Origin of the sequence: Streptomyces niveiscabiei, assembly GCF_001419795.1 — a bacterium.
Lineage (GTDB): Bacteria > Actinomycetota > Actinomycetes > Streptomycetales > Streptomycetaceae > Streptomyces > Streptomyces niveiscabiei.
The window spans coordinates 1-7,013 of the sequence record NZ_LIRL01000472.1 but is presented as its reverse complement, the minus strand read 5'-3'; the positions used below and the strand labels follow the sequence as shown (position 1 = coordinate 7,013).

The window sequence follows — 7,013 nt, the reverse complement described above, 5'->3', positions numbered from 1 at the left end:
CTTCGTGGGGGTGGGCCAGCAGGGGCCCGTGCAGAAGTAGTCGACGCCCTCCTGGACCGCCGCGGCCTCTGCCTCCGCCGCCGAGTGCGTGGAGCGGCCGATCAGGGTCCTCGGGCCCACGATCGCCCTCGCCGCGGGGACGGGAAGGTCGCCCTGGCCGAGGTGCAGTACGTCAGCGGCGGCGGCATGCGCGATGTCCGCGCGGTCGTTCACGGCGAGGAGCTTGCCGTGCCGTGCGCAGGCGTCCGCGAACACGGCGAGGTGCTCCAGTTCCTCCGCCGCCTCCAGCCCCTTGTCCCTGAGCTGCACGATGTCCACTCCCCCGGCGAGCACGGCGTCCAGGAACTCCGGAAGGTCGCCCTGGCGCTTACGGGCGTCCACGCAGAGGTAGAGACGGGCGTCGGCGAGCTGTACTGCGGCGTCGGGCATGGGGTCCCCCCGGGATGGGTCGGTCGGTGGTGTCGGGTGGGGTACGGCCGTGTCTCTCCGGGAGGCACGGCCGTACCTCACCGCGCGTCGGTCAGACCGCCAGGGCCTGGGCCCGGCGTTTGACCTCGGTGCCCCGGTTCTCCAGGAGTGCCTGGGCCGGGGTGCCGGGGAGGGTGGGGTCGGGAGTGAAGAGCCACTCGATCATCTCCTCGACCGTGAAGCCGTCGTCCCTCAGGAGCGTCAGCAGGCCGGAGAGGCCCTTGACGACCTTGTCGCCGTCGATGAAGGAGGCGGGGACGTGCAGGGCGCGGTTCTCGCCGCGGCGGACGGCGATCAGCTGGCCCTCCTTCACCAGCTGCCGTACGCGCGTCACCTCCTCGTCGAGCAGTTCGGCGATGTCGGGCAGGGTCAGCCAGGCGGGGACAAGAGCGTCGATCTTCGTGTCAATCTCGGTCACGACATCAAGCCTGCCATCTGCCACTGACACGCGGAAGCGGAGCCCACCCGGACACCCACGCCGAGAGCCTGCCGGGACCCTCACATCACCGCCGACTTCAACGGCGCCCCCGCGTCCCCCAGCACCACCACATCCATCACGGCCCCCGCCTCGATCAACCGCCTCCCCTGCGCCAGATCCCGAGGCCGTCCTACGGCCAACAGGGCGACCAGGCGCCCCTCCCGCAGCCAGCACACCGACCAGGCCGGGCCGGACGGGTCACCGCGCCAGATCATCGCGTCGGCCCCCGTGTGGTGCCCCGCGTACTGCACGAACCGCCCGAACTGCTCGGACCAGAAGTACGGGACGGGGTCGTAGGCGGTCAGGGGCGCGCCGGTGGCGGACGCCAGGATGTTCGAGGCGACCGTGCGGGGCCCCTGGAGGGCGTTGTCCCAGTGGTGGACCAGGAGGCGTTCGCCGTAGCGCGCGGAGGGGAACGAGGCGCAGTCGCCGACGGCGTAGACGTCGGGCGCGGACGTGCGGAGGTGTTCGTCGGTGACGACCTCGCCGTGGGAGCCCAGGGTCACCCCCGAGGAGCGCAGCCACGCCGTCGCGGGCCGCGCGCCGATGCCGACGAGGACCGCGCCCGCGGGGATGCGCGTGCCGTCGTCCAGCAGCACGGCGCCCGGCTCGATGCTCCGTACGCGCGCGTGGGTGCGCAGTTCGACGCCGAGGTCGGCGTACCAGGAGGTCATGGGTGCGGCGACGTCGGCGGGGAGCGCGCCCGCGAGGGGGCGGTCCGCCGCTTCGACGACCGTCACCGCGCACCCCGCCTCGCGCGCGGCGGTGGCGAACTCGGCGCCGATCCAGCCCGCCCCGACGACCACGACGTCGTGCTGGTCGGCGAGGACGGGACGGAGGCGTTCGACGTCGTCGAGGGTGCGCAGGAGGTGGACGCCGGGGACGCCCTCCGTGCCGGGCAGGAGGATCGGTTCGGCGCCGGTGGCGAGGACGAGGACGTCGTACGGGACCGTACCGGCGTCCGTGTCGACGACGTGGTCGTCGGGGCGCACGGCGAGGGCCTCGCGGCCGAGGACGAGGTCGATGCCGAGGCCCGGGAAGTCGATGTCGAAGGCGGAGCCGTCGGACTTGCCGAGGAGGACGGCCTTGGAGAGCGGCGGGCGGTCGTACGGCTGGTGGGGTTCCGCGCCGACGAGGGTGACCGTCCCGGCGAAGCCCTGTTCGCGCAGGGCGACCGCGGTCTGCACCCCGGCCATCCCGGCGCCGACGACGACCACGCGCGGGGCGTCCGTTTCCTGCGTCTGCTCGCTCACTCGATCACCATAGTTGCGTGACGGTGAGTCAGTCAGGGGCCCGGCTTCGTGACCTGCTCCACAACGCTCGTACCGGCGCCCCGCTGGGACTCCCACTCCCAGGTCTCGTCGAGCCGCAGGCGTCCGTCGGGGAGGATCACGACGGTCGACACGCAGTGGCCGGAAGCGGTCGTCCCGTCGGTGCGCAGCTGGACGTAGCGGAAGTCGACTCGGTCGCCCGCGCGCGTGCCGACGAGGTGGCCGCGTACGACGTCCCCGCCCGCGTAGTCGGCCCAGACCACGCCGTCGGACTCGTGGTACGTGAACCGGGTGCCCGTGCCGACCTGGCCGGGCGCCTGGTCGGCGACGGGGGCGAACACGAGGCCGTCGAGGGTCAACTGAGGCTCCCTTTACGAGGTGCGGGGGGTGCGGGCTAGGGTGGGGCCAACGTAAAGCACTCGCGGGAGCCCGGGCGTACCGGGCTGAGAGGGAGGCTGGCCGGCCTCCGACCGTACGAACCTGATCCGGGTCATGCCGGCGAAGGGAGGGGCTGGACGCCCATGTCGCCTACGCGTCCGTCTGACGTCCTCGTGATCGGGGGCGGGATCATCGGGCTGGTCACCGCCTGGCGGGCCGCACAGCGCGGTCTGAGGGCCTCTGTGGTGGATCCCGAGCCGGGGGGCGGGGCCGCTCAGGTCGCCGCCGGGATGCTGGCCGCCGTCACCGAACTGCACCACGGCGAGCAGACCCTGCTGGGTCTCAACCTCGCCTCCGCGCGCCGGTACCCCGATTTCGTGGCCGAGCTGACCGAGGTCACCGGGCACGACGTCGGCTACCGCCGCTGCGGGACGCTCGCCGTCGCGCTCGACGCCGACGACCGGGCCCACCTGCGTGACCTGCACGTGCTGCAACGGCAGTCCGGGCTGGAGTCGGAGTGGCTGTCCGGGCGGGAGTGCCGCCGCCTGGAGCCCATGCTCGCGCCCGGGGTGCGCGGGGGGCTGCGCGTCGACGGCGACCATCAGGTCGATCCCCGTCGGCTCGCCGCCGCGCTCGTCGTCGCCTGTACGCGCGCGGGGGTCGCCTTCCACCGTGAGTGGGCCGCGCGGCTCGACGTCACCGGGGGGCGGGCCACCGGCGTGCACACGCGCGCGGGTGCGTTCCTCGGCGCCGGGCAGGTCGTGCTCGCCGCTGGCAGCCTCAGCGCGCGGCTCGACGGGGTCCCCGACGCCGTACGGCCGCCCGTGCGGCCCGTGAAGGGGCAGGTGCTGCGGCTCGCCGTGCCGGCCGCCTACGCGCCCTTCCTGAGCCGTACCGTGCGGGCCGTCGTGCGCGGGAGCCACGTGTACCTCGTGCCCCGCGCGAACGGGGAGCTCGTCGTGGGGGCCACCACCGAGGAACAGGGGTGGGACACCGCCGTCACCGCCGGGGGTGTGTACGAGTTGCTGCGCGACACGCACGAGCTGGTGCCCGGGATCACCGAGCTGCCGCTCACGGAGACGCGTGCGGGGCTGCGGCCCGGGTCGCCCGACAACGCGCCCCTGCTCGGGCCGACCGGGCTCGACGGGCTGCTTCTCGCGACCGGGCACCACCGCAACGGGGTCCTGTTGACGCCGGTCACCGGGGACGCGCTCGCGCACGCGCTGACCTGCGGTGAGCTGCCCGAGGAAGCCCGTTCCTTCACTCCCCGGCGCTTCGGTGCCGGCTCGCTTCTGGAGCATGCCGTATGAACATCTCCGTCAATGGCGAGGTGCGGGTGGTCGACGCGGGGACGGTGCTCGATTCCGTCGTCCGTGCGCTCGCGCCCGTTCCCTCCGGGGTCGCCGCCGCGCTCAACGAGATCGTCGTCCCGCGCGCGGGGTGGTCCACGACCGTTCTCTCCGACGGGGATCGCGTCGAAGTCCTCACGGCTGTCCAGGGAGGTTGAGTCATGGCTGATGACTCGTTTCTGCTGGGGGGTACGGCGTACTCCTCGCGGCTGATCATGGGGACCGGGGGTGCGGCCAGTCTCGATGTCCTCGAACGTGCGCTCGTCGCGTCCGGGACCGAGCTGACGACCGTCGCCATGCGGCGGGTGAATCCCTCCACCCAGGGATCGGTTCTGTCCGTTCTTGATCGGCTCGGGGTTCGGGTGTTGCCCAATACGGCCGGCTGTTTCACCGCGGGGGAGGCCGTTCTCACCGCCCGGCTCGCCCGGGAGGCGCTCGGGACGTCGCTCGTCAAGCTCGAAGTGATCGCCGATGAGCGGACGCTGCTGCCGGATCCCGTCGAGTTGCTGGAGGCGGCGGAGGTGCTGGTGGACGACGGGTTCACTGTGCTGCCGTACACGAATGACGATCCCGTCCTCGCGCGCAAGCTGGAGGATGTGGGGTGTGCGGCGGTGATGCCCCTCGGGGCGCCCATCGGGTCCGGGCTCGGGATCCGCAATCCCCACAACTTCCAGTTGATCGTCGAGCACGCGCGCGTGCCGGTGATTCTCGACGCGGGGGCCGGGACGGCGTCCGATGTGGCCTTCGCGATGGAGCTGGGGTGTGCGGGGGTGATGCTGGCGTCCGCGGTCACTCGGGCGCAGGATCCCGTCCTGATGGCCTCGGCGATGCGCTGTGCGGTCGAGGCGGGGCGCTCCGCGCGGTTGGCCGGTCGCATCCCTCGCCGGTACTTCGCTGAGGCGTCGTCCCCGGCGGAGGGCTTGGCGGCGTTCGACCCTGAACGCCCGTCGTTCTGAACGATTCCTTCCCCCACCCACGCACCACCCGTTTCCAGTCGGCCGAGAGGCTGGCGTCTCCCGTGGGGCTTCCCACCGCCGGCGGCTTCCCGTCCGAGGGCTCCACGGCAGACGCGGCTTCCGCGCGGGCGCGGCTATCGCGGGGACACCAGCCCTGCTCGTCGAGGGCCCCGCGCGGGCGCGGATGCGCGTGACGCGGGGCGGTGCAGGTCGGGAACGCAGCGCCCTCCGCGGGGGCGGATGTGCGGGTCTCCACCAGGCAGCCGAGGCGCTCCGTCTGCGGCTCCCGCGCGCGGGCGCGGATGTTCGGCCTCGGGTCGGGGAAGGTCCGGGGGCCGGTTCGGGGTGTTGGTCTGCCGGGGGTGCTGGGTTTGTCTTGAGGGGGGCGGCCCGGCCGTCAGCCGTGTTCTCCGCGCGGTCTCTCCTCCCCCCGCCCCGTGATCCCTGCCACTAGCGGAACCCTTCCCTCCAGGGGATAGGGCGGGTTCGCGTCACAAGGTTGTTCCCGTTCTGGGTGGGCGGATCTCTGTGTCAGTGGTGGCTCGTAGACTCGGCGGCGTGGATACGACCCTTCAGGACCCTCTCGTCGGGCAGGTGCTCGATGGGCGTTATCGCGTCGATGCGCGGATCGCGGTTGGCGGGATGGCTACGGTTTATCGGGCCGTGGACATGCGGTTGGACAGGGTGCTGGCCGTGAAGGTGATGCATCCGGCGCTGGCGGCGGACGGTGTGTTCGTGGAGCGGTTCATCCGGGAGGCCAAGTCGGTCGCCCGGTTGGCGCATCCGAATGTGGTGCAGGTTTTTGATCAGGGGGCCGATGGGCCTTATGTGTATCTGGCGATGGAGTACATCGCCGGGTGCACGCTGCGGGATGTGCTGCGGGAGCGGGGCGCGCTTCAGCCCCGGGCCGCGCTGGACATTCTGGAGCCGGTGCTGGCCGCGCTGGGCGCCGCGCACCGTGCCGGGTTCGTGCACCGGGACATGAAGCCCGAGAACGTGCTGATAGGGGACGACGGCCGGGTCAAGGTCGCGGACTTCGGGCTGGTGCGTTCCGTGGGGACGGTGACGGAGAGCACGGGGGGCGTGCTCGGGACGGTCGCGTATCTGGCGCCGGAGCAGACGGAGAGGGGCACGGCGGACGCGCGCGTGGACGTGTACGCGTGCGGGGTCCTGCTGTACGAGATGCTGACCGGCGCGCAGCCGCACGAGGGCGAGACCCCGGCGATCGTGCTGTACAAGCACCTGCACGACGACGTCCCGCCGCCCTCGGCGGCCGTACCGGGTCTGGCGTACGAGTTGGACGAGCTGGTCGCGTCGGCGACGGCGCGCACGCCGGACGTGCGGCCGAACGACGCGGTGGAGCTGCTGGGCCAGGTCCGCACGGCGCGCGGAGCGCTCAGCGAGGAGCAGTTGGACGCGGTGCCGCCGCAGTCGACGGCGTCGGAGCACGACATCGCGCGGGACCGTACGAGCGTGATCCCGAGGTCGCTGACGGTCCCGCGCCTGCTGCCGGTGAACGAGGAGGAGGACGTCCAGCACACGTCCCGCTTCGAGGCGCCCCCGCCCCCGCCGCGCAGGAGCCCGGTCCGGCGCCGCCGGGGCGTCGTCGCGATCGTCGCCGGGGTCCTGCTGGTCCTGGGGATCGGTACGGGCGTCTGGTACATCAACTCGGGCCAGTTCACGAACGTCCCCGCGGTCCTCACGCAGACCGAGGCGGTCGCGAAGGACCGGCTGGACGACGCGGGGCTCGCCGTCGGCGACGTGAAGCACGCGTACAGCGACACGGTCCGGCGCGGAACCGTCATCAGCACGGACCCCGCGCCGGGCGCCCGCATCCGCAAGAACGACTCGGTGACCCTCACGGTCTCGGACGGCCCGCAGACGGTCCGCGTCCCGGACGTCACCGGCCTCACGCAGGCCGAGGCGAGCAAGCGCCTCACCGCCGCCGGGCTCGAACCGGGCGTCGTGACCAGCGAGTTCAACGACTCGGTCGCCAAGGGGACCGTCATCCGTACGACGCCCGCGGTCGGCACGTCCCGGCGTGCCGGGTCCGCCGTCGCGCTGGTCGTCAGCAAGGGCGCGTCCGTCGAGATCCCGGACGTCACCGGGCAGG

8 protein-coding genes and 1 riboswitch are annotated in these 7,013 nt (G+C 72.7%); of the genes, 4 read left to right on the top strand and 4 right to left on the bottom strand.

Features of this window, described 5'->3' with window-relative positions:
• From AOK24_RS22805 to AOK24_RS22790, 4 genes are all read right to left on the bottom strand, one after another.
• On the bottom strand, positions 1-429 hold a 429-nt coding region (locus tag AOK24_RS22805), incomplete at its 3' end, for a thiamine phosphate synthase (RefSeq protein WP_055721930.1).
• Between the two features lie 91 nt (positions 430-520).
• Positions 521-886 (bottom strand): Rv2175c family DNA-binding protein, encoded by a 366-nt coding sequence (locus AOK24_RS22800; protein ID WP_055721929.1) that lies wholly within the window; start codon positions 884-886, stop codon positions 521-523.
• Positions 887-966: 80 nt separating this feature from the next.
• A complete protein-coding gene (locus AOK24_RS22795; RefSeq protein ID WP_055721928.1) occupies positions 967-2,199 on the bottom strand; it encodes an NAD(P)/FAD-dependent oxidoreductase in 1,233 nt (410 codons plus the stop codon).
• Between the two features lie 32 nt (positions 2,200-2,231).
• The gene (locus tag AOK24_RS22790; RefSeq protein ID WP_055721927.1) at positions 2,232-2,576 is read right to left on the bottom strand and encodes an avidin-fold protein; all 345 of its coding nucleotides are present in this window, start codon (positions 2,574-2,576) and stop codon (positions 2,232-2,234) included.
• Between the two features lie 52 nt (positions 2,577-2,628).
• A riboswitch (TPP riboswitch) is annotated at positions 2,629-2,741 on the top strand.
• On the opposite strand from AOK24_RS22790, the gene thiO reads away from it, so the two are divergent.
• The 4 genes from thiO to pknB all read left to right on the top strand — a co-directional run.
• Positions 2,739-3,905, top strand: a complete 1,167-nt coding sequence (gene thiO, locus AOK24_RS22785) for a glycine oxidase ThiO (RefSeq protein WP_055721926.1) — start codon at positions 2,739-2,741, stop codon at positions 3,903-3,905. It overlaps the preceding riboswitch by 3 nt.
• A complete protein-coding gene (thiS, locus tag AOK24_RS22780; RefSeq protein WP_055721925.1) occupies positions 3,902-4,102 on the top strand; it encodes a sulfur carrier protein ThiS in 201 nt (66 codons plus the stop codon). Before thiO ends, thiS begins: the two co-directional genes overlap by 4 nt.
• Before the next feature lie 3 nt (positions 4,103-4,105).
• Positions 4,106-4,900 (top strand): thiazole synthase, encoded by a 795-nt coding sequence (locus AOK24_RS22775; RefSeq protein ID WP_055721924.1) that lies wholly within the window; start codon positions 4,106-4,108, stop codon positions 4,898-4,900.
• A gap of 558 nt (positions 4,901-5,458) precedes the next feature.
• Positions 5,459-7,013, top strand: a 1,555-nt coding sequence (gene pknB, locus AOK24_RS22770) for a Stk1 family PASTA domain-containing Ser/Thr kinase (RefSeq protein WP_055721931.1), incomplete at its 3' end; no start/stop codon positions are given.